At 32.9% G+C, this 22,884-nt stretch carries 22 protein-coding genes and 1 tRNA gene; 18 read left to right on the forward strand and 5 right to left on the reverse strand.

Annotated features, from left to right (window positions below):
- Nucleotides 1-39: 39 nt before the first annotated feature.
- From EYD46_RS09380 to EYD46_RS09400, 5 genes are all read left to right on the forward strand, one after another.
- On the forward strand, nucleotides 40-807 hold the full coding sequence (locus EYD46_RS09380) for a DUF3108 domain-containing protein (protein WP_130936832.1): 768 nt from the start codon (nucleotides 40-42) through the stop codon (nucleotides 805-807).
- Between the two features lie 11 nt (nucleotides 808-818).
- On the forward strand, nucleotides 819-1,154 hold the full coding sequence (locus EYD46_RS09385; protein WP_130936833.1) for an FUSC family protein: 336 nt from the start codon (nucleotides 819-821) through the stop codon (nucleotides 1,152-1,154).
- Between the two features lie 117 nt (nucleotides 1,155-1,271).
- The gene (locus EYD46_RS09390) at nucleotides 1,272-2,324 is read left to right on the forward strand and encodes a M28 family peptidase (RefSeq protein WP_130936834.1); all 1,053 of its coding nucleotides are present in this window, start codon (nucleotides 1,272-1,274) and stop codon (nucleotides 2,322-2,324) included.
- Between the two features lie 26 nt (nucleotides 2,325-2,350).
- On the forward strand, nucleotides 2,351-3,373 hold the full coding sequence (locus EYD46_RS09395; protein ID WP_130936835.1) for a M28 family metallopeptidase: 1,023 nt from the start codon (nucleotides 2,351-2,353) through the stop codon (nucleotides 3,371-3,373).
- A gap of 22 nt (nucleotides 3,374-3,395) precedes the next feature.
- Nucleotides 3,396-4,373 carry an MBL fold metallo-hydrolase gene (locus EYD46_RS09400; RefSeq protein WP_130936836.1) on the forward strand — a complete coding sequence of 326 codons (978 nt, stop codon included), beginning with the start codon at nucleotides 3,396-3,398 and terminating at the stop codon, nucleotides 4,371-4,373.
- Between the two features lie 91 nt (nucleotides 4,374-4,464).
- Here EYD46_RS09400 and rpsT read toward each other — a convergent pair whose 3' ends face one another.
- The 3 genes from rpsT to proS form a co-directional block, all read right to left on the reverse strand.
- Nucleotides 4,465-4,716 carry a 30S ribosomal protein S20 gene (rpsT, locus tag EYD46_RS09405; RefSeq protein WP_130936837.1) on the reverse strand — a complete coding sequence of 84 codons (252 nt, stop codon included), beginning with the start codon at nucleotides 4,714-4,716 and terminating at the stop codon, nucleotides 4,465-4,467.
- A 21-nt stretch (nucleotides 4,717-4,737) separates the two neighbouring features.
- Nucleotides 4,738-4,809 (reverse strand) — tRNA-Glu (locus EYD46_RS09410).
- Between the two features lie 113 nt (nucleotides 4,810-4,922).
- Nucleotides 4,923-6,401: a proline--tRNA ligase gene (gene proS / locus EYD46_RS09415; RefSeq protein ID WP_130936838.1), complete on the reverse strand. Its 1,479-nt coding sequence runs from the start codon at nucleotides 6,399-6,401 to the stop codon at nucleotides 4,923-4,925.
- 129 nt (nucleotides 6,402-6,530) lie between these two features.
- Here proS and EYD46_RS18060 point away from each other — a divergent pair, with 129 nt between their 5' ends.
- The 11 genes from EYD46_RS18060 to EYD46_RS09470 all read left to right on the forward strand — a co-directional run bounded on the left by EYD46_RS18060 (nucleotide 6,531) and on the right by EYD46_RS09470 (nucleotide 17,055).
- The gene (locus tag EYD46_RS18060; protein WP_130936839.1) at nucleotides 6,531-7,787 is read left to right on the forward strand and encodes a hypothetical protein; all 1,257 of its coding nucleotides are present in this window, start codon (nucleotides 6,531-6,533) and stop codon (nucleotides 7,785-7,787) included.
- 133 nt (nucleotides 7,788-7,920) lie between these two features.
- A complete protein-coding gene (locus EYD46_RS09425; RefSeq protein WP_130936840.1) occupies nucleotides 7,921-9,444 on the forward strand; it encodes an OmpP1/FadL family transporter in 1,524 nt (507 codons plus the stop codon).
- A 316-nt stretch (nucleotides 9,445-9,760) separates the two neighbouring features.
- Nucleotides 9,761-10,435 carry a GTP cyclohydrolase I FolE gene (gene folE / locus EYD46_RS09430; RefSeq protein ID WP_130936841.1) on the forward strand — a complete coding sequence of 225 codons (675 nt, stop codon included), beginning with the start codon at nucleotides 9,761-9,763 and terminating at the stop codon, nucleotides 10,433-10,435.
- Nucleotides 10,436-10,478: 43 nt separating this feature from the next.
- Entirely contained in the window at nucleotides 10,479-11,960 is a 1,482-nt protein-coding gene (gene cysS, locus EYD46_RS09435; protein WP_130936842.1) for a cysteine--tRNA ligase, read from the forward strand.
- Nucleotides 11,961-12,065: 105 nt separating this feature from the next.
- Nucleotides 12,066-12,290 carry a membrane protein insertion efficiency factor YidD gene (gene yidD, locus EYD46_RS09440; protein ID WP_130936843.1) on the forward strand — a complete coding sequence of 75 codons (225 nt, stop codon included), beginning with the start codon at nucleotides 12,066-12,068 and terminating at the stop codon, nucleotides 12,288-12,290.
- Between the two features lie 135 nt (nucleotides 12,291-12,425).
- Nucleotides 12,426-12,749: a helix-turn-helix domain-containing protein gene (locus EYD46_RS09445; protein ID WP_130936844.1), complete on the forward strand. Its 324-nt coding sequence runs from the start codon at nucleotides 12,426-12,428 to the stop codon at nucleotides 12,747-12,749.
- The gene (locus EYD46_RS09450) at nucleotides 12,746-13,744 is read left to right on the forward strand and encodes a DNA cytosine methyltransferase (RefSeq protein ID WP_130936845.1); all 999 of its coding nucleotides are present in this window, start codon (nucleotides 12,746-12,748) and stop codon (nucleotides 13,742-13,744) included. Before EYD46_RS09445 ends, EYD46_RS09450 begins: the two co-directional genes overlap by 4 nt.
- Entirely contained in the window at nucleotides 13,737-14,798 is a 1,062-nt protein-coding gene (locus EYD46_RS09455) for a DNA adenine methylase (protein WP_130936846.1), read from the forward strand. The genes EYD46_RS09450 and EYD46_RS09455 overlap by 8 nt, the downstream gene beginning before the upstream one ends.
- The gene (locus EYD46_RS09460; RefSeq protein ID WP_130936847.1) at nucleotides 14,743-15,237 is read left to right on the forward strand and encodes a hypothetical protein; all 495 of its coding nucleotides are present in this window, start codon (nucleotides 14,743-14,745) and stop codon (nucleotides 15,235-15,237) included. The genes EYD46_RS09455 and EYD46_RS09460 overlap by 56 nt, the downstream gene beginning before the upstream one ends.
- Entirely contained in the window at nucleotides 15,237-16,298 is a 1,062-nt protein-coding gene (locus EYD46_RS09465; protein ID WP_130936848.1) for an HNH endonuclease, read from the forward strand. Before EYD46_RS09460 ends, EYD46_RS09465 begins: the two co-directional genes overlap by 1 nt.
- Nucleotides 16,299-16,578: 280 nt before the next feature.
- Nucleotides 16,579-17,055 (forward strand): hypothetical protein, encoded by a 477-nt coding sequence (locus EYD46_RS09470; RefSeq protein ID WP_130936849.1) that lies wholly within the window; start codon nucleotides 16,579-16,581, stop codon nucleotides 17,053-17,055.
- A 76-nt stretch (nucleotides 17,056-17,131) separates the two neighbouring features.
- Here EYD46_RS09470 and EYD46_RS09475 read toward each other — a convergent pair whose 3' ends face one another.
- Nucleotides 17,132-17,596, reverse strand: a complete 465-nt coding sequence (locus tag EYD46_RS09475; protein WP_130936850.1) for an Lrp/AsnC family transcriptional regulator — start codon at nucleotides 17,594-17,596, stop codon at nucleotides 17,132-17,134.
- A 153-nt stretch (nucleotides 17,597-17,749) separates the two neighbouring features.
- Here EYD46_RS09475 and metE point away from each other — a divergent pair, with 153 nt between their 5' ends.
- Complete coding sequence (gene metE / locus EYD46_RS09480) at nucleotides 17,750-20,047, forward strand: 5-methyltetrahydropteroyltriglutamate--homocysteine S-methyltransferase (RefSeq protein WP_130936851.1); 2,298 nt, start codon at nucleotides 17,750-17,752, stop codon at nucleotides 20,045-20,047.
- Nucleotides 20,048-20,128: 81 nt separating this feature from the next.
- On the opposite strand, the gene EYD46_RS09485 is transcribed toward metE, so the two are convergent.
- Entirely contained in the window at nucleotides 20,129-21,589 is a 1,461-nt protein-coding gene (locus EYD46_RS09485) for an aminoacyl-histidine dipeptidase (RefSeq protein WP_130936852.1), read from the reverse strand.
- Between the two features lie 198 nt (nucleotides 21,590-21,787).
- Between EYD46_RS09485 and EYD46_RS09490 the strand changes: the two genes are divergently transcribed.
- On the forward strand, nucleotides 21,788-22,855 hold the full coding sequence (locus EYD46_RS09490) for a DUF3810 domain-containing protein (RefSeq protein ID WP_130936853.1): 1,068 nt from the start codon (nucleotides 21,788-21,790) through the stop codon (nucleotides 22,853-22,855).
- Nucleotides 22,856-22,884: the final 29 nt, after the last annotated feature.

Here is a 22,884-nt window from a genome sequence, read left to right on the forward strand (position 1 = left end):
AATGATAACGTTTTCGTTATAAATACTAAAATCAAGTAAATGAAACAACTCCTTATTCTTCTACTATGTTTAGGGACTTTTATATCCTCTGCACAAAATACAGCAATTGCTGCTGGCGAAAAACTGGTATACACGGCATCCTATAACATGTCTGGTGTACTTAATAATATTGCCCAAGTAACATTAGAAACTAGTAATGTAAAGACGTCAAAAGCCACACTTCTACATTTAAAATGCAAAGCAGTAACTTATAAAAAATGGGATAATTTCTTTAAAATAAGAGACTTATACGAAAGTTATGTTAATCCAAAAACATTAACCCCGTACTTGTATAAACGTGACATAAATGAAGGCGGCTATTTTAAAAATATGAAATACACCTTTAGTCATAAAACTAACACTGTAAAATCTGTACAGACAAAAAAGAATGATTGGGTTGAGAAGAAAAGTATAAAAATTAATTCTGGAACTAAGGATATTGTTTCTACATTATATAAAATTAGACTTTTTGATTATGAGTCTATGAATGAGGGAACAAAAAAATCATTTACGGTTATTTTTGACAGAAAGGAAATAAATGCTCAAATTACTTACTTAGGAAAAGAAACTATAAACACCGCTATTGGCAATAAAACTTGTTATAAAATTGCTATAGGTAGTAATGAGTCTAATGTGATAAAAAACAATAGAGATAATCTAGTATGGCTCACAGCTGATACCAATAAAATAATGGTTTACGGCAAATTTAAAATCCCAGTAGGTAGTGGAGAACTAAAAATACAGTCTGCAACCGGGTTAAAAAATTAAATAAAATCATCATGAAACGCTTATTTACTATCCTAGCAGTTATCGCTTCTTTTATTGCTATTATTCTATCTGTTTTACCTGCCTCAAATTTATCCATTTTCCCAAGTGTATCAGCATTAATTTTTGGACTTATAGCTTTTTATTTATCAAAAAAAGCTGGACAGGTTAAAAAAATTATTCAATTTTCATTTTTACTCACAGTCATGGCTCTAGGCATTACTACTTACAAAGCTATCTTTAGTACTACCGAAGTAGGGAATACTGAAGCTCTAGTTGAAAAAGAAGCAGAATCTAAAGAAGAAGCTATTGGAGAACTAGAAGAATTAGATATAGAAGATATCGAATAAGAATGGTAGTTAAATTTTTACAATTTAGTATATTTGCATTGTTTTAAAACAATGCAAATATGTAGTTTTTCTCTCATAGAGTTTTATAGAGGCATTCGTTTTTGGTAAAGAAAAAGCATGAAATTTATTATTACCCTCTCTCTATTAACACTTGTTGGTACTTGTGCCACTCCAAAATATACAGCTAGGATTGAAAATTTAAAGTCTAGTATCAAAATTATAGACAGTAGTTTGGTCACGAAATATTCAAAGACTATTACTTCTGAAGAACTTAAAGAACACCTATACAAATTTGCTTCAAAAGAATTTGAAGGTAGAATGACAGGGGAACCTGGCCATAAGTTAGCTGCTGAGTTTGTAAAATCTTACTACATTAACTTAGGTATTCCCTCCCCTTTTGTAAGCGACAATTATTATCAAGGAATTCCAGAATCTTATTTTCCTAAAGACATAAAAGCATCTGAAAATGTTTTGGCTTATATAGAGGGATCTGAAAAACCAGAAGAAATCTTAGTTTTATCAGCTCATTTAGATCATGAAGGAATTCAAAAAGGCAAAATATATTATGGAGCAGATGATAACGGTTCTGGAACTGTAGCTCTACTTGAAATAGCTGAAGCTTTTAAAATGGCCGCCAAAAATGGCTACCGACCAAAGCGAAGTATCCTATTTGCCCATTTTACTGCTGAAGAAATTGGTAAATACGGTTCAGAATTTTATACTGAAAACCCTGTTTTTCCTTTAGAAAATACCATTACCAATTTAAATATTGATATGATTGGTAGAGTTGATGACAGACACTCTGAAGAAGATGATAACTACATCTATTTAATAGGCTCTGACCGACTGAGTAAAGAATTACATTATACCTCTGAAGCTGTTCAAAAAGCCTATGTAGACATTAACTTAGATTATAAGTTTAATGCAATAAACGACCACAATAATTATTACACCAGATCAGATCAATACAACTTTGCTAAAAAAGGTATTCCTGTAATTTTCTATTTTAGTGGTGTACATGAAGATTATTCTGAGCCTACAGATACTCCAGATAAAATAAATTATGAGTTATTAGCAAAACGAACTAAACTAATTTTTGCAACAACATGGCAATTGGTAAATCAAGATAAACGTGTTGCAATTGATGAAAATAGTATATTTTTAAATTAATTTTAGCTGCTCTAAAATTATAAATCATGAAAAAGATAAATTTCTTCATAATATCAGTGTGTTTAATATTTCTAGTAATTAACTGTAAAAAAGCTAATAAAAGTACCAGTACCAGAAGAACTGTTAATCCAGAAATTTATGCAAAAACAATAACTGCCAGCGAACTAAAGGAAATGCTTTACACATATGCTTCAGATGAATTTGAAGGCAGAAAAACAGGAGAGGTTGGACAAAAAAAAGCAGTTAATTTCATTAAACAACAGTATATTAACAATGGCATCTTATCCCCTATCGCTGAAGGCGACTATTTCCAAGAAATTCCTATGGAATATTTTAAAAATAGAGCAAATCATGCTTCTGAAAACGTAATAGCATATATTAAGGGTTATGAAAAGCCTGATGAAGTTTTAGTAATATCAGCTCACCTAGATCATATAGGAATTTCAAAAGACGGAGAAATTAATAACGGTGCTGACGATGATGGCTCTGGCACTGTAGGCATTTTAGAAATAGCTGAAGCTTTTAAAGCTGCTGAAAAAGATGGATTTGCACCAAGACGATCCATTGCATTCCTACATGTTACGGGAGAAGAAATAGGGTTATTTGGATCTAGATATTATGCTGATGAAGATCCTATTTTTCCTTTAAAGAATACTGTTGCTAATTTAAATATTGATATGATTGGCCGTGTGGATGAAAAACATGAAGGTAAGTCTAATTACTTATATTTAATAGGTTCTGATAGGTTAAGTAAAGAATTACATACTGTTTCGGACTCTATAAATAAAGCCACCTTGAATTTAGAATTTGATTATACATTTAATAGAAAAAATGACCCAAATCGATTTTACTACCGGTCTGATCATTACAATTTTGCTAAGCATAATATTCCTGTTATTTTTTATTTTAACGGAACCCATGCTGATTATCATAAACCTAGTGATACTCCAGATAAAATAAACTACGAGTTTTTAGAAGCTAGAACTCAACTAATTTTTTACACAGCCTGGGAATTAGCAAATCGTAAAGAAAGAATTGAATTAGACTAGAAGCATTGAATTCCTTATTGGCATGATATATTCTAAAATCTTTTACCTAACGCTTATTCTACTCTCCACCTTTAGTTGTGTAGAAAAAAATTCTTCTTCCCCAACAACAACTCAAAATACTCCTGCCATCAATACTCCTTCAATTGTTGTATTAGGAACAACTCAAGATGCTGGAGCTCCTCAAATAGGATGCAACAAAACATGTTGCTCCAATTTATTTAATAACCCTAAGAATAATGTTAAAAATGTAGTATCTCTGGGGTTATTGGATACTAAAAACAATAAAACTTATCTTTTCGAAGCCACTCCTGATATTGGAGATCAAACTAGAATATTGGATCAATTAAAAATTGGTAAACACAACACTTTGATAGATGGTATTTTTATTACGCATGCACATATTGGACATTATACTGGTTTAATGTTTTTAGGAAAGGAAGCTACAAACACTTACAAAACACCTACTTATGTGATGCCAAAAATGAAACTATTTTTAGAAGAGAATGGACCCTGGTCTCAATTAGTAGAAAATAAAAATATTACATTACACAACATAAAACATGAAGAGTCTATAGAATTATCAAGCAGTATAGCAGTAACTCCGTTTTTAGTACCACATAGAGATGAATTTTCAGAAACTGTTGGTTATAAAATAAAAGGCCCTAATAGAACAGCTTTATTTATTCCAGATATAGACAAATGGGAAAAATGGAGTAAAGATATCGTAGAAGAAATTAAAAAAGTAGATTATGCTTTTTTAGACGCTACATTTTATAGTGGTAAAGAAATAAATAATAGAGATATTTCTGAGATTCCGCACCCTTTTGTAATTGAAAGTCTAAAAAAGTTTGAGAATCTAGACATACAAGACAAAAACAGAATTATTTTTATTCATTTTAATCATACAAACCCTCTTCTAAATCCAGAAAGTAAAGAAAGTAATCTTGTTTTAAAAGCAGGGTTTAAGATTGCTAAACAGCTAGATATATTTGAACTTTAAGCGATAATAAACAATTCAATAAAAAGTTTATTCCAATAAAAAACCACTCTAAGTAGAGTGGTCTTAATATTATATAACTATTGTTTTACTACTATAGAGCAGCAATATGTTTTGCTAAACCAGATTTAATGTTAGCTGCTTTGTTAGCATGAATAACATTTTTCTTAGCTAACTTATCTAACATTGAAACAACTGAAGGAAACATCGCTTCTGCTTCTTTCTTGTCTGTTAACTCACGTAACCTTTTAATTGCACCTCGCGTAGTTTTGTGTTGATATCTATTCAACACACGCTTAGATTCGTTACTTCTAATTCTTTTTAAAGCTGACTTATGATTTGCCATTTATTTTTCTTAATTTAATTGTAGCCCGTAGGGGAATCGAACCCCTCTTACCAGGATGAAAACCTGGCGTCCTAGCCGATAGACGAACGGGCCATTTGGTTATTTATTATTTAAATGAACCTACAACGTTTCCATTGCGGATGCAAAAATACAACTATTTTTAAATGTTGCAACAGTAGATGAAACTTTTTTCAAAAAAATTTAATCTAATATGCTTTTGCAAATAAAACACGTTTGTTAGATGGTTTTCCTGAATAAACACAAACACCATTCTCTTCCTTACTTTCTAAAGGAATACAACGAATTGTAGCCTTAGTTAACTCTTTTATTTTATCTTCAGTTTCACTGGTACCATCCCAATGCGCAGAAATAAATCCGCCTTTGGCTTCTAAAACATTTTTGAATTCACCAAACGTGTCAACAGTTGTAGTATGAGATTCTCTAAATGCTAAAGCCTTATCAAAAAGACTTTTTTGAATGTCTTCTAATAAATCTTCAATAACTACTGAAACTCTATCTAAAATTACAGTTTGCTTACTTAAAGTATCTCTTCTAGCAACCTCAACAGTTTCGTTTTCTAAATCTTTTGGTCCTATTGCAATACGCACAGGCACACCTTGCAACTCATGTTGTGCAAATTTAGCCCCTGGACGAAGCGTATCTCTTTTATCAAACTTAACTGAGATACCTCTATCTCTTAAATCACTAATAATGTCATCAGCTACTTTAGCTATGGCATCAAATTGTTCTTCATTTTTATAAATAGGAACTATAACTACTTGATATGGTGCTAAATTTGGAGGTAATACCAAACCATTATCATCACTATGAGTCATTATTAAAGCTCCCATCAAGCGAGTAGAAACCCCCCACGAGGTAGCCCAAACATAATCTTGTTTACCTTCTTTATTAGCATACTTTACATCAAATGCTTTTGCAAAATTCTGTCCTAAAAAATGTGAGGTTCCAGCTTGTAATGCTTTTCCATCTTGCATGAGTGCTTCTATGCAATAGGTGTCTTCAGCTCCTGCAAATCGCTCACTTTCAGATTTTACACCTTGTACCACAGGAATAGCCATAAAATTCTCTACAAACTTCGCATACACACCGTTCATCAATTTCGTTTCCTCAATTGCTTCCGCTTTAGTTGCGTGCGCCGTATGCCCTTCTTGCCATAAAAACTCTGCAGTACGTAAAAACAAACGTGTACGCATTTCCCAACGTACAACATTAGCCCATTGGTTTATCAATAAAGGTAAATCTCTGTAAGATTGAATCCAGTTTCTATATGTATTCCAAATAATAGCTTCACTTGTTGGACGCACAACTAACTCTTCCTCTAGTTTTGCTTGTGGGTCTACTCGTAACTTTCCTTCTTTATCAGGATCAGATTGTAACCTGTAATGCGTTACAACAGCACATTCTTTGGCAAAACCCTCTGCATTTTTCTCTTCAGCTTCAAACAAACTTTTGGGCACAAATAATGGAAAATAGGCATTTTGATGTCCTGTTTCTTTAAACATTTTATCTAATTCTGCCTGCATTTTTTCCCAAATAGCATAACCATACGGTTTAATAACCATACAACCTCTTACTGCCGAATTCTCCGCCAAATCTGCCTTGACAACCAATTCGTTATACCATTTTGAATAATCTTCTGCCCTACTCGTCAATTTTTTTCCCATATCGCTTTTTTGGCACAAATATTGTGACTATGTTAAATAAAAAAATAGTTGCGCAAAACTAACTATTTTTGTTATGTTCAACAATTAAATTATAGAGATATGCAAATTAATAATTACTTAAAATCGAAAATGCAATTCGTTGCAATCCTTGGGTTGTTATTCGGATTAGCATCTTGCGGTTCTTACCAATATGTGGGTGTTGACAATGATGGTATTTATGGTGGAACTAATGATAATAAGCAGAATCAAGTAAGAGTTGTTGATGCAAGCAAAAATGCAGAAGGTAATGATTACTATGAGAATTACTTTAAAAACAAAGCTCAAGAATACGAAATTGCTACGGATAATGGTGCAATCTTCACAGATATAGATAGCTATAGCAGTGGTAATGAAAACCTTGCTGTAAATGATACTATTTATAATGATTACCAGGGTTATGCTGGATGGGGACAAACTAATGATAACGTTACTATAAACTACATCGACAATGGTTGGAACAACTGGGGTTGGGGGTGGAATGACCCTTGGTTTAATGGTGGCTTTGGCTGGGGCGGCGGCTTCGGTTGGGGTTGGAATAACTGGGGTTGGAATCGCTGGAACCGTTGGGGCGGTGGCTTCGGATGGGGATGGAACGACCCATGGTTTAATGGCGGCTTTGGCTGGGGCGGTGGCTTCGGTTGGGGTTGGAATGCATGGTGCCCTCCAGGGTTTTATGGTAATCGTTTTTATGCTGGAAGCAGGTTTGGCAACAACTTAGCCTTTAATAACTCAAGAAGAGGCAACATAGTATATGGTAGAAATACAACTGGAAGTAATAATACTTTGAGAAGAAGTAGCATTGCTAGCACAAGACGTTCTTCTTCTACTACAGCGAGAACATCGACAGCTAATAGAAGATACAACAGCACGTCTCGTAGAACCAGTATTGCGAGCAATAATAATACATCTCGTAGAACCAATGTTACAGGTAACAATAATGCTACATCAAGATATAGTACAGCTAGAAGAAATAGTAGTGCTCGAGTAAACAATGGAACATCATCTCAAGTAAGACGTTCTAATGCTCCTAATACTATAAATAGAAATTCAACAGTGAGAAGAAGTAGCTCAAGACAGCCTTCTTATTCTCCTAATAGATCATCATCTAACTCTAGAAGTAATAGTAGATACTCTACTCCTATTAGAAGAAACTCATCAGCTACATCGTCAAGAAGTAGCTCTAGCAGAAGCTCTAATTATAGTAGAAGTTCTTCAAGTAGTAGAAGTAGCAGTGGCTCATATTCAAGGTCATCTTCATCAAGAAGTTCAGGGTCTTACTCTAGATCATCAGGAGGCTCTAGAAGTTCTGGAAGTTCACGAGGCTCTTCTGGCGGAAGAAGACGTTAATACGCTGTAAAAATCAATAGAATTTAATATGATCTAAAGATATGTTTAAAATAATCTTATTGCCTATAAAGCAGTGATTATTTTAAACATACTTAGGTTACTTTTGCTCAACAAATAACAAAAAATTGAACATATGAAAAAGCTCCAATTATTTTGCATAGCACTTTTATCTATCTCTACTATTTATAGTCAAGATATAAGCGATGCTTTACGTTATTCTCAAGATAATATTCAAGGAACAGCTCGTTTTAGAGCTTTAAGCGGTGCTTTTGGTGCCTTAGGAGGAGATATGAGTGCAGTAAGCATAAATCCTGCGAGTTCTGCTGTATTTAGTCAAAGTCACGCATCATTTTCATTAACTAATTCTGAGTTAAATAATAGTACACAGTACTTTAATGGCTCAGGAAACACCAACGATTCTAATTTTGATTTAACGCAAGGTGGTGCTGCTTTTGTTTTTAAAAGTACAAGTAACTCGCCTTGGAAGAAGTTTACCATTGGTGTAGCTTATGATAGAACAAACAATTTTGACGATAGTTGGTTTGCAGTAGGAACTAATACCAATAGTAACAACTTTAATAATACTATTGGAAGCTATTTCTTTGATTACGCAAATGGATTACGTTTAGATGAAATCTCAGCATTTCCAAATGAATCGCTAGATGATGCTTACATTAATATTGGTAATGATCTTGGCTTTGCGCATCAACAAGGCTTTTTAGGGTTTGAATCTTTTATATTAGATCCAGAAAATAATGCCGATAATAATACAAACTACTTACTTAATGTAGCAGAAGGTAATTTTAATCACGACTATACATTTGTATCTACTGGCTATAACGGTAAAATTGGGGTAAATGTTGCTGCACAATATGGAGACGATTTATATCTAGGAGCAAATTTTAATTCTCATTTTATTGATTATGATCGTTCTACCTTACTATTTGAAGATAATAATAATGCGGGGTCCATAATCTCGGATGTAGAGTTTGAAAATAATTTATCTACAAGAGGGTCTGGGTTTTCATTTCAATTGGGTGGAATTTTAAAATTAACCAATGAATTTAGAGTAGGGTTTACTTATGACTCACCTGTTTGGTATACTATTGAAGAGGAAACTTCGCAATTTTTAGGTACGGTTGGAAACGATGGAGAACCATTTAGCGTTACTATTAATCCACAAGTTACCAATATTTTCCCGTCTTACAGATTACAAACACCTGCTAGAATTACTGGTAGTGCTGCTTATATATTTGGACAAAAGGGTCTAATAAGTTTTGATTATTCTACTAAAAATTATGGTGCTACTAAGTTTAGACCAGAAAATGATTTTACAGGTTTAAATGCTGACATAAGTGACCTATTAACTACTGCCTCTACTTATAGACTTGGTGGTGAGTACAAACATAAACAATTTAGCTTTAGAGGTGGTTACAGATTTGAAGAAAGCCCTTATGTAGATGGTGTTACTGTTGGAGACTTAACTGGTTTTTCTTTAGGTTTTGGATACAATTTTGGAAACACAAGATTAGACATTACATACGACAAGTGGGAGCGTACAGACCAAACTCCGCTTTTTAATGTTGGCTTAATTGACGCTGCAACTATTAACAGAGAAAATTCCAACATCACATTAACTTTAGGATTTAATATTTAAATTCTAAATTTTAGATACTATAAATTGAAAGCTTGAACTCTTTAAAGTTCAGGCTTTTTTGTAATTGTTTTAAACAAAAAGGGACTTACCATAGTAGTACAATATAGTATAAACAAACGGAGCTGCGTTAAGGATTGAACGGTATGTGGAGCTCCCGACCTAAGGAGGAGCGACTAGTGAAAGCCTGACCCTTATGGTAACGCCCAAATTATAAGAGATATATAGATTATTTCTTATCACTTATTATTAACATTGCGTGTATAAGCTAAAATTGAGAAATGCTTATCTTTGCAAATTAAATTTTCAGTTATTTATTATGAAATTTGACAATTTAGAAGAGTTTGATGCTTTAGGAGACGAACACATTGGTACTTCGGAGGATACACCAATGCGTAGTGATGCCTTTAAGCTTACAAGCGAAGAGAAGATTGACATTATAAAGGACGATGTGCGCCATATTATGGAAACACTTGGTTTAGATTTAACGGACGATAGCTTAAGCGGTACGCCTAACCGTGTAGCTAAAATGTTTGTTAATGAGATTTTTGGTGGTTTAGACCCTAAGAAAAAACCTAATGCCTCTACTTTTGACAACAAATATAAATATGGCGAAATGCTGGTTGAAAAAAATATTACAGTGTATTCAACTTGTGAGCACCACTTATTACCTATTGTTGGTAGAGCACATGTTGCTTATATTTCTAACGGTACAGTTGTTGGCTTGTCTAAAATGAATCGTATTGTAGATTATTTTGCTAAACGCCCACAAGTGCAGGAACGTTTAACGATTCAAATTGTAAAAGAACTTCAGAGCGTTTTAAATACTAAAGATGTTGCTTGTGTTATTGATGCGAAACACTTATGTGTAAATTCTAGAGGTATACGTGATATTGAAAGCAGCACGGTAACTTCTGAATTTGGCGGAAAGTTTAAGGATATGGCAACGCGTCGTGAGTTTTTAGACTACATTCAATTAGATACTCAGTTTTAACCAATACTAGCTCCAAATAATAACTCATCATTCAACCAAAAAAATGCAGTTATATCTAACAAACCAAATCAAAATATACAATTCTCTTACTGGACAAAAAGAAGTTTTTAAACCTATAAATGATGGCCACGTTGGCATGTATGTTTGCGGTCCCACAGTTTACAGTAATGTGCATTTGGGGAACGTAAGAACTTTTATGTCTTTTGACATGGTGTTTCGTTACCTTAAGCATTTAGGCTATAAAGTGCGTTATGTTAGAAACATTACAGATGCTGGTCATCTAGAAAACGATGAAGATGCTGGAGAGGATAAAGTATCTAAAAAAGCACGTTTAGAGCAAATTGAACCAATGGAAGTTGTACAAAAATATACTGTAGATTTCCATAATGTATTACAAACGTTTAATTTTCTCCCTCCAAGTATAGAACCTACAGCTACAGGACATATTATTGAACAAATTGAATTGATAAGTAAAATTATAGATAATGGTTTTGCGTATGAAGTAAATGGTTCTGTATATTTTGATGTACACAAGTTTAATGAAACCAGTAAATATGGGAAACTTAGCAAAAGAGTTCTTGAAGACTTAATACACAATACTCGCACTTTGGATGGACAAAGTGATAAAAAGAATCCTCAAGATTTTGCACTTTGGAAGAAAGCTGAACCGCAACATATTATGCGATGGTCGTCACCCTGGAGTGATGGTTTCCCAGGTTGGCATTTAGAGTGTACTGCAATGAGTACTAAATATTTAGGAGACAAGTTTGATATACATGGTGGAGGTATGGATTTAAAGTTTCCGCACCATGAGTGTGAAATTGCACAAAATGAGGCTGCAAAAGGGTGCTCTCCTGTTAACTATTGGATGCACGCTAATATGTTAGAATTAAATGGTGCAAGAATGTCTAAATCTACAGGAAACACCGTTAATCCTAATGAATTGCTTTCAGGAGATAATAAATTCTTTAGTAAAGCTTTTGCACCAGGGGTTATTCGTTTTTTTAATGCGCAGTCTTCTTACAGAAGTGTCTTAGATTTGACTGATGATGGCTTATTAGCCAGTGAAAAAGGATTTTACAGGTTGATGGAAGGCATTAAGTTAATGAACGAGATTAAAGCTTTAGGCAATTCAACCATTGATGTTTTAGCATGGAAACAAAAATGTTATGATGCAATGAATGATGATTTTAATTCGCCTATCCTTATCGCTCATTTATTCGAGGCTATTAAATACATCAATCAAATTAAAGAAGGTAATGCCAGTATTTCTGTAGACGATTTAGAGATTTTAAAAACTACTATGAATACTTTTGCTTTTGATGTTTTGGGGCTAGAAAATACCGTAGAAACCAGTTCTGGAAGTGATAAATTAGCTGGTGCTGTTGATGTTTTAATAAAACTAAGACAAGAAGCTAGAGTTAATAAAGATTTCGCACTTTCTGATAAAATACGGGATGAATTAGCCGAGGTTGGTATTGTTTTGAAAGACGGCAAAGATGGAACCTCGTTTTCAGTAAATTAAACCGCGTTACTTTTCGTTTTTGTTATTCTACAATAATAATGTGGCGTGATTACATATTAGCTCTAAAACTAACAAGATTCTTGACTATAATGGATTAATTGCTTAATGCTAAAAAAAATACTAATAGCACCTTTTCTGTTTTTGATAAAAATATATCAAACTGTGATATCGCCTTTAACACCTGCTACGTGTAGATATCAACCCACTTGTTCTCATTATTCTAAAGAGGCCTTAAAAAAACACGGTATTTTAAAAGGAGGATGGTTGGCTGTAAAACGTATTTTTAGTTGTCATCCTTGGGGAGGCAAAGGTTATGATCCTGTTCCTTAAAACCGCCTTATAGTTTAACTTCCTAGAACAAGTATTAAAAACAAAGTGCTTTTACTCCCAAATATTACCTCAAAAAAGCCGCGGACTTGATATAAAAATCGCAATTTATTTTTACATTTGATAAAAATGGGTCAAATGAAAAGTTTCGGACATTATATTAAAACAGAACGAGAAAAACGAGAGTGGACTCAAACCGAACTCGGAACTAAAATTGGAATAAACACAAGTGCCATCTGTAGAATTGAAAATGGAAGTCAAAAATTCAGTAAATCTAAACTGAAAAAACTTGCCGAACTTTTTCAAACAGACCTTCAAGCTGTAACTGATCTGTTTTTTGCTGATAAATTCGTTAAAGAAGCCATAAAACATAAATGTTCTGATTCTATTTTTTCGGTTGCAGAGGATACTGCAAACTATTACAAAAATGTTAATGTAGTACAAGGAAAATTAGAATTATGAGTAAAACTTTAAAGTATATAGACCTCTTTTCTGGTGCTGGAGGATTTTCTCTTGGCTTTGACAACAAAGGGTTTCAAAATGTGTTTTCAGTAGATATAGAACCCAGTTTTTGTGAAACATATAAACATAATTTCCCTAACCATAATTTAATACAAAAAGATATTTGTGAGGTAACAAATTCTGAACTTAAATATTTAAAAGAGTTCGATGATATAGATGTTGTTATTGGCGGTCCGCCATGCCAAGGTTTTAGTATTGCGGGTAATATTGGCAGACAATTTATTAACGACCCAAGAAATAGATTATTTAAAGAATTTGTAAGGGTTGTAGAAGTTATCCAGCCTTCTTTTTTTGTAATGGAAAATGTTGCTAGGTTATACAATCATAACAAAGGCAAAACTAGAGCAGAAATTATTACTGATTTTGAGAATCTTGGTTATAAAGTTGAATGTAAAATTCTTAATTCTGCTGATTATGGCGTGCCTCAAGTTAGAAAAAGAGCCATATTTATAGGCTCAAAAACCAAGAATACTATCATTTTTCCTGAAAAAGAAATAGATGAATATGTAACTGTAAGAGAAGCACTATCTTCTTATCCTAAATTAAAATCTGGTCAAGAATCAAAAGTCCCTAACCATGTTGCAATGTCACACTCCGAACAGATGTTACATAAAATGAGTTTTGTTTCTGATGGAGGTAATAGAAGTGAAATTCCTATTGCAATTAGACCAAAATCTGGAGACGTTAGAAAATATATCAAATACGCCAGTAATAAACCTTCTGTAACCGTAACAGGTGATATGAGAAAAATATTTCACTATGAACAAAATAGAGCATTAACAGTACGAGAGTTAGCAAAACTGCAATCTTTCCCAGATAATTTTGTGTTTAAAGGCACAAAAATTTCACAACAACAACAAGTAGGGAATTCTGTTCCACCAAAAATGGCCGAAGCTATTGCAAGTGTAATTATCAAGATGAGTAAACATGTTTAAATACCCAAAAGTTAATTATATTGGTAATAAAGAAAAAATTGCTAAGTGGATCTGCGACCAATTCCCAACTGATGCTGAAACACTATTTGATGCGTTTTCAGGCGGCTGTTCTTTAAGTTATGAAGCAAAATCTAGAGGATTAGAAATTTATACAAATGACATTTTAAAAGTCAATTATCATATTGCAAATGCATTGATTAAAAACAACACTACTGTACTCGATAAATCTGATATTGAAACAATTTTTAGTGGGGAACCCTATGAAGGTTTTATGTTTCAAAATTACTCAGAAGTCTACTTTTTCCCTGACGAATGTAAAGCACTTGATTTATATAGACAAAACATTAATCTATTAACGTCAGAAGAAAAGAAGTCATTAGCGTTTGCTCTAATGAGAAGAGCCATGATCCGCAAAATGCCTTACTCACGATTTACATTAAATTGGGATAAAATAGTGCAACTTAGAGATGAAGAATATAGCTATAAAAAATACAAGAGAAGAAGAGCATATCACAACCAATCTTTCAAACACCATTTTCTTCAAAATTTAGATGCATATAATCAAGCAGTATTTAGCAATAACAAAAACAACATTGCTTATAATGATGATATATTTAACCTATTAGAAACAGTAAAGGCTGATATTATTTATTTAGATCCCCCTTACACAGGTACCATGAATAATTACTTTGGTTTTTACGGTTTAGTAGATAATTTTATAACATCAGAGATAACAGTGCCTTTTAAAAATAACTTTATAAACAAAAATTCTGTAATCGAACTTTTTGACAAACTATTTTCTAAACTTAATAACTTTAAATATTGGTATTTAAGCTATAATAATTCTTCTTATCCAAGCAAAGATCAACTAATTAAGTTATTAGAAAAATATTCAGATAATATTGAGGTAGTGGAACGCAAACATAATTATCAAATAACTGGTAAAGACAAAAAAGAAAAGAACAAAGAATTTTTATTTATAGTGAAAAATAAAATGTATGATAATAGTTCAGGTAACAGAGGAAGACAAATTGTTTGCGAAACAACAAATTGAAGCGTTTAAAAAAATTGAAGCTGGTAGCTGGCGTTATTCCAATGTTGAGGCTTGGCGTGGTATAGTTTGCGAAATATTAGCCAGTAAATGGTTAGAAGAAAATTTTACTGTTGAAAAACCTGCAAAAGGACTTGATAATTCCGGTATTGTTGATGATTGCGACATGGTAATTAACTCTAAAAGAGTTGAAATAAAATCTGCTACAAAAAACTATTTTCGCTATTTGATGCCAAAAATTCATGATGTAAGAGATAAGCCAAAAGATATATACATTGGTGTTAAATACAATGAAACTGTTACCCCAAATCAAATACAAATCTTGGGGTATATTAAACGTTCTGAAATTTTAAATTATCCTGTAAAACAAAATAAAGGCGCACCTTATTATGAAGTGCCTCTGTTTAAATTAAAGTCAATCGATAAAAATACTTTTGACTAATGAGTGAACAAAATTACGAGGAATATTGGAGCCTAACTAACGCTTTTACAAGCTATAACATTAACGGTAAATTTTTTAAAACATTAAAGATTTGTATTGACTTTATAGATGAATATGCAGAAGAAGAATACAACGAAATAAAATATGAAAGACTTCAAAACAAGATTAATGAGACATTACCTAAAAATCAAATCTCAATAAGAAAATCTATTAATCAATTAGTAAAAATGGGGTTTATTCAACCTTATTTAACTTCTTACCACCCTCTAGCTAAAGAATTTTTAGAATCTCGAACTAATAAAAAAGCTGAAACTTTATTATCAAAAATAGTATACTCAAACTCTAGCTTAAATAGAGCTGTAAATGAAGAATCTAACTTAAGAGAATTAAACTTTTTAATAAAAAGTTTAATAGAATATGGAAAGTTAAGTAAAGATGAAATCACTGGGTTAATGCTCGTAAATCTTCAAGAATACAATGAAGACTTCATTTCTGAGGAAGATTTAAACATACATAAAGAATATGCTATTGCTATTGATTTCTACAAACGAAAATATAATCAAATAAGTCATTTTTGTAATCTTCTGAGTAAACTGGACAATCTCACATTTGTAAAAGATGATTTATATTTTACCGAAGATGCTGAGAGAATTTTTGGAGAAGATATAAAAGCAACAACAGCCAAAAAAAGAGACCCGTACTTACATAGATTATACAAAAACCAATTACAGGCAGAGTGTGAAGAAATTTATGGTAACCCTATATGTGTTTTAGAACACCTTTCTTACCCTGTTTTAATTGCAAGTCATATAAAACCATTCATAAACTCAGATGAGCATGAAGCTTATGACCCCAACAACGGATTGTTGTTAAGTAGAACCATTGATTCTTTATTTGATTTAAAGTACATTTCCTTTAATGATGATGGTACAATACTGTTTTCAAATAGAATAGCTCAGGATGTAAAAGAATTTTGGAAAGGATATAAACTTGATACAGCTATATTAAATGAGAAAAGAAAAGCTTATTTAGCTTATCATAGAAACTTAATAGTGGATTGACTCTAAAGGTTAAACAACACAGACACCCTGTAAGTTTAAGCTATTAAAGAACTTGGCTTTATAAAATAGTAACCCTGTAAAAGTACATTTGACTTTGAAAAAACTTTCTACTACCTTCGTTTAAAATCGACTATACGTCATTAAAACAATATATATTCCTAGATGGTTCCTAATAAAAAATAACCTGTAAATTATTTTCGCAATAACTATTTTTTAAATAATCAACCTTATAAATTACGATTATAACTTTATGAAAATAAATATTAAATGGATTATAAAAATGTCATACTTAGTAATGCTACTAAATCCCATTCTTTATTGCAACGGACAAAATGATAGCAACTCTGTTAAGACTGAACATTTTAAAACAAAAAGATTTGATGTTATGATTTTTCCATACAGATATCACGAATTTGGAGGAAAAGCATACACACCCACTAAAAAAGATATTTTACGTGCTGAGAAACAACTAAATAAACACTTAAAAACACTAAATAAAGCATTAAAAAACCAAGATGGCCCTATAATTATTCATGAGAATTTGGATAAATATAAACGTCAATATTTTGGATATATCAATGAGGATGGACACCGAATTTTACATATAAACTCTTTTTGGTACACTTTAGCAAGTAAAGAGGAAGAGTGGAATCAAGGAAGAAGAATATCGTTTCATGGAGGTTGTCTATATTGGAACATAAAATACAATGTTGACCAAAAAAAATTATTCGATTTAGATATTAACAATAAAAGCTAATAAATAACTGAGTAGGGTTGAGAATTACTTTTTAAAAAATTCAATTATAAACTTCCCTATCTTAACTTAAAAACGATTACCCCAATGGTACTGAAAATGATTGCTTAATAACACCCATAACAAATGTACTATGAGCACTCCCAATGTTTTTAATTGACCCTAAATCATTAAGCACAAAATCTTGATAATGTTTCATATCACTCACTAAGACCTTTAATCTAAAATCATAATCTCCAGAAATGTTATAACACTCACACACATACTTTAAAGACATAATCTCCTTCACAAACTGAACACCAATTGCCTTTGTATGCTCTTTTAAAGTAATATCACAAAACACAACAAGCCCCTTTCCTACTTTTTCAGCTTCAACCAGTGCCACGTACTTTTTTATGATACCTTCTCTTTCCAAACGCCTTACCCTCTCGTAAACGGGTGTTGGGGATAGATGCACTTGCCCTGCCAGTTCTTTTGTTGTCAACTTTCCGTTTAGTTGAAGTAACCCCAATATCTTCAAATCAATTTCGTCCAAATCAGCCATAGATGAATTTTCTTTTAATGTATCAAATCATTACAAATTAAAGTTATTTTATCTAATAAAACAATATTCAAAGAGTATTCATCTAAAAATATGATTTCAAATAAATATTATAACTACTATATGTAGTTTTGAAAGAAATTTAAAATAAATACAATGAAATCGATTATCTTAGGATATCCCAGAATAGGGGAAAAAAGAGAGCTTAAAAAAGCTATTGAAACGTACTGGAAAGGTAAAACTTCGGAAGAGGAATTATCTAACATTAGCAAGAATATTAGAGAAAAAAATTGGCTAGAACAAAATAAGCTTGGTGCTGACCTTATTTCTTCAAATGATTTTTCACTCTACGACCAGATGTTAGATATGTGTATCACTTTAGGTTGTATCCCTCAAAGATTCTCAAACCTTACAGGGTTGGAACAGTATTTTGCAATGTCGAGAGGAATACAAAAAGAAAACGTAGATGTAATTGCCATGGAAATGACTAAGTGGTTTGACACTAACTATCACTTTCTTGTTCCTGAGTTCAGTAAAGACCAAAGTTTTTCATTAAATGCCGAAAAAATCATTAATGAACATAAAGAAGCTTTTGCTCTCGGCATCAACACAAAACCTGTAATTATTGGTCCAGTAACTTTTTTACTTTTAGGTAAAGAGAAAGAAAGCGGATTTAATAGTCTTGAATTATTAGATAAGATATTACCTATATACGGGCAATTAATCAAAACAATCGATGCTTTAGGAGCAGAATACATTCAGATTGATGAGCCAATTTTGGCAACAGACTTGGATATGAAGGGACAGGAAGCTGTTAAACGTTCTTACGAATATTTTGGAAACTTAAATACCAAGGTAAAATTAATTCTTGCCAATTATTTTGATTGCTACGGAGAGAATTTAGACCTTACTTTAAAATTGCCTGTAGATGTTATCCATTTAGATTTAGTACGCTGTAGGAAACAATTAGAGGATATTTTAACACATCCGTCTTTAAACAGAGACAAAATCCTCTCGTTAGGTGTAGTGGATGGAAGAAATATTTGGAAAAATAATTTTAAAACATCGTTCCAAGTCATCGAACAAGTAAAAGAAAAATTACCACCAGAAAATATTTGGATAGGGACATCTTGTTCCTTGCTTCATTCACCTTTAAACTTAGATTTTGAAACAGAACTTAACCCTGAAATAAAGCAATGGCTAGCATTTGCAAAACAAAAAGTAGATGAAGTAGTCACACTTAAAACTTTAGTTATTGATAAAAATAATACGGCTGCTATTGAAAAATTAAGAACAAATACGGTTGCTATTGAAAGTAGAAAAACGTCTAATCTCATCCATAACGAAATTGTAAAAGAACGTGTAAACGCCATTACAGAGGAAGAGGCAAGACGTAAAAACGTATTTTCTATTCGTAAAGAAAAACAACATAAAGCATTAAATCTACCCTTATTTCCAACCACTACAATTGGCTCATTCCCACAAACCAAAGAAGTACGTTCGTGGAGAGCTAAGTTTAAAAATGGAAGCCTTGACAAAAATGAATATAACAAACTATTAAAGGAAGAAACTGAAAAAGCCATCCGGATCCAAGAAGACATTGGAATTGATGTACTGGTGCATGGAGAGTTTGAAAGAAATGATATGGTAGAATACTTTGGCGAACAATTAGATGGTTTTGTATTTACACAAAATGGATGGGTACAAAGCTACGGAACACGATGTGTAAAGCCTCCTATTATTTATGGAGATGTATCCCGCCCAAAACCAATTACTGTTGAATGGTCTGCTTACGCACAATCACTAAGCAATAATTGGATGAAAGGAATGCTTACGGGACCCGTTACCATATTACAATGGAGCTTTGTGAGGAATGACCAACCTCGTTCAGAAACCTGCACACAAATAGCATTGGCAATTAGAGATGAAGTTTCCGACCTTGAGAAAGCAGGCATAAAAATAATCCAAATTGACGAACCTGCATTTAGAGAGGGACTACCGTTAAGAAAAGAAAACTGGAACACATATCTTAACTGGGCAGTAAAAGCATTTCGTATAAGTTCTTCTTCTGTACAAGACGAAACTCAGATTCATACACATATGTGCTATTCAGAGTTTAACGATATCATCCATAGCATTTCTAACTTAGATGCAGATGTTATTACAATTGAAACATCTCGTTCGCAGATGGAATTATTAGATGCTTTTGTTGAATTTAAATATCCTAATGAAATAGGCCCTGGAGTTTATGACATTCATTCCCCAAGAGTACCATCGACCGAAGAAATGAAACAGCTATTGGAAAAAGCCCAAGCTGTTATCCCTACTGATCAACTTTGGGTAAACCCAGATTGTGGTTTAAAAACACGTAACTGGCCTGAAACTAAGGTTGCACTAGAAAACCTAGTAAAATCCGCAAAACACATGAGGATAAAAGCATTGCAAGAGGTGTAAAAAAAGAGTTTGTTATCTTATTATGAGCTATAGCGAGGTTTATACCTCGCCAATGGCTTAAATACTAGCTGTAAATACATATCATCCCTCAGGAATATGCTTTAAAATCTCCAGTACAAACCTCCAATACTTTTGTACCGAAGAAATTTGGGCACGTTCGTCTGGGGAATGCGCTCCCTTAATGTTGGGTCCAAAACTTATCATATCCATATCTGGATAGTTTTTACCTAATATACCACATTCTAAACCTGCATGACAGGCTGCTACATGTGGCTTTTCTCCATTTAAATCTTCATAAAGCTTTGTCATCACTTTTAAAATAGCAGAATCCATATTAGGTGTCCACCCTGGATAATCGCCCGAAAATTCCACTTCGCAACCAGTGAGCTCGAAAGTTGCCCTTAAACTATTGGCTAAATCTAGTTTTGAACTTTCTACCGAAGAACGTGTTAAACATCCAACTTTTATCTTACCGTCTTTTACAATAACCCTTGCTATATTATTTGAAGTTTCTACCAGTTCTGGAATATCTGCACTCATTTTATACACACCATTTAAAGCTGCATACATGGCTCTGGTAAATCCTTCTTGCACACCTAAATCCATAATATGTTTTGGTGTATCGCATTTAGTAATCTCAATTACCAAATCAGGTTCCATGGTTTTGTATTCGGTTTTAATAGTTATTGACAGTGATTTTAGTTGGGTTATGAAATCATCTTCATGTACAGCATCTATGGCAACCACTGCCCTACTTTCCCTTGGAATTGCATTTCGCAGGCTGCCTCCATCTATCTCTGAGATTCGCAATCCAAATTTTTCAAAACCATCAAATAACAAGCGGTTCATTATTTTGTTGGCATTTCCCAAACCTTCATGTATCTGCATCCCAGAATGCCCGCCTTGCAAACCTTTTACAAGTATTTCAAATCCTATTTTAAACTCTGGAGTTTCTTCTTCCGTGTAATCTCTAGTTGCAGTAACATCAATTCCTCCTGCACACCCTACGCCTATTTCATCATCTTCTTCGGTATCTAAATTGAGTAAAATACCACCTGATAATAAACCAGCTTTTAAGCCCATCGCACCAGTCATACCTGTCTCTTCATCTATCGTAAATAATGCTTCTATCGCTGGATGTGAAATGTCAGTACTTTCAAGAACAGCCATAATTGTGGCAACACCCAAACCATTATCTGCTCCTAGAGTAGTGCCTTTAGCTTTTATCCAATCTCCTTCAATAAACATATCAATACCTTGAGTATCAAAATCGAATTCGGTGTTGCTATTCTTTTGGTGCACCATATCTAAGTGCGATTGCATAACTACTGTAGTTCTATGTTCCATTCCAGCTGTTGCTGGTTTTTTTATAATAACATTACCTACTTCATCCTCTAATGTTTCTAAACCAAGATTTTCACCAAAATCTTTCATAAATGCGATTACACGTTCTTCTTTTTTTGAAGGTCTTGGTACAGCATTTAAATCGGCGAATTTATTCCAAAGTACTTTGGGTTCTAATTGTCTTATTTCTTTACTCATAGTTGAATTTAAAGCGAACAATCAAAGATAGCAAAAATGCTATGACATTGGCAGCTACTCCTGATTGCAGTGGCATCCTTTTTTTAAGGCACAAAAAAAAAGACCTGCCTGCCGGCAGGCAGGTATAACGGAAAGCAGGAAGAAGCTTTAGTTAGTGTACACAAACGCTGCGGTACAAATTTTTAGTATTTTTGAGTTATGTTGAAAAAGAAAAAATTATGGTTAGCTCTAGGGTTAATTCCGCAGATAGTGTTGGTAAAGTGGCTCTTGAATTACCCTGAATTTATTGAACGATACTACAGTGAAGGGCTTTACCAATGGCTTTCTAAACTGTTTCGGTTTGTTTTAGGATGGCTCCCTTTTTCTTTTGGCGATTTAGTTTATGGTCTTGGTGGATTTTATATCACATGGTGGCTTATAAAACATAAAAAACGTATAGTAAATGATTTTAAAAATTGGCTTGTGGATGTTTTTGCAGCTATCTCATTGATTTACTTTGCCTTTCATTTATTTTGGGGTATGAATTATTACCGATTACCGCTACATAAAAATTTAGGCTTAAATGCAGATTATACTACCGAGCAACTTGTAAATACTACTGAAATGTTAATTTCTGTTTCAAACAATTTACATTTACAAATCACACAAAATGACACTTTAAAAGTGGAGGTGCCACATGATAAAAAAACCGTATTTGCATTAATACCAAAGGGTTATAACAATTTGAAAACAAAATTTCCTAATCTGGAATACTACCCTGAAAGTACCAAACAATCTTTATTTAGTTATCCATTAACCTATATGGGATTTAGCGGATACTTAAACCCTCTCACAAATGAAGCGCAGGTTAATGGTAAAATTCCCATGTATAAATTTCCAACTACCGCTGCTCATGAAATTGCGCACCAACTAGGGTATGCAGCTGAAAATGAAGCTAATTTTATTGGTTTTATGGCTGCTTCTAGTAACAACGATATTTACATTAAATATTGTGGTTACACCTTTGGGTTACGCTTTTGCTTGAATGAAATTTACAGACGAGATTCTTGCCTTTTTGAAGATATAGTTGCCGATGTAAACAAAGGAATACTAAAAAACTACGAGGAATCTCGAAAGTTTTGGGAAGCGCACGAAAACCCTTTTGAGCCATTTTTTAAACTATTCTATGGTAATTTTTTAAAAGCAAATAATCAACCTAAAGGCATGGAAACTTACAGCTATGTTGTAGCACTTTTAGTAAACTATTTAGAAACTGAAGGCTTGTAGTTTTAAATTTATCTTCTCTTTGTAACTCT

Source organism: Hyunsoonleella pacifica (assembly GCF_004310335.1).
Taxonomy (GTDB): Bacteria; Bacteroidota; Bacteroidia; order Flavobacteriales; family Flavobacteriaceae; genus Jejuia; species Jejuia pacifica.